At 46.1% G+C, this 488-nt stretch carries 1 protein-coding gene; it reads right to left on the bottom strand.

Annotated elements, in window-relative coordinates; all coding sequences use genetic code 11:
- Nucleotides 1-5: 5 nt before the first annotated feature.
- Nucleotides 6-488: response regulator transcription factor (locus A3757_RS04160; RefSeq protein WP_156506166.1), on the bottom strand; the 483-nt coding region annotated here is incomplete at its 5' end.

Genomic DNA, 488 nt, shown 5'->3' with positions numbered 1-488 from the left:
GTATATTAGATCAGACCAATGCTTCGTGCTTTTGATAAAGCCTCTGTACGACTCTTTGCTTCTATCTTTCCATATAGGTTGCGAATATGTGCTTTGACGGTGGCCGGTGCGAGGCTTAGCTTCTGAGCGATCTCTTTGTTTGCTAAGCCCTGATCAATCAGGCCGAGCACTTCAAGTTCGCGCGAGCTAAGAGGTTCTAGCAATTGCTTATTGCTCTCCAATGCTGCTGCGCCAGGCAGTTCATCTTGTTGAACAGGCTTGGTCTCATTGCTTAATCCTAATGTTGCGCTCAATTTCTGCAAATAGCTGTCAGGTATGCTGGGATCAGCACCCAGTGCTAGAACCGGAAGAAGCTCAACAGCCTCATTGGTGTAAACAGAGATGAAGCCGTCCTGTGATGCGAGATGTAATGATTCTTTAATTGCTTCTTCGGCTTCTTTTGAGTTGTGGAGGCTATGGTAGATTGAGGCAGAAAGGTTCAATACTTG

Source organism: Oleiphilus sp. HI0117 (assembly GCF_001635235.1).
The sequence above is the reverse complement of the archived record's forward strand: the minus strand, read 5'-3'. Positions and strand labels throughout refer to the sequence as shown.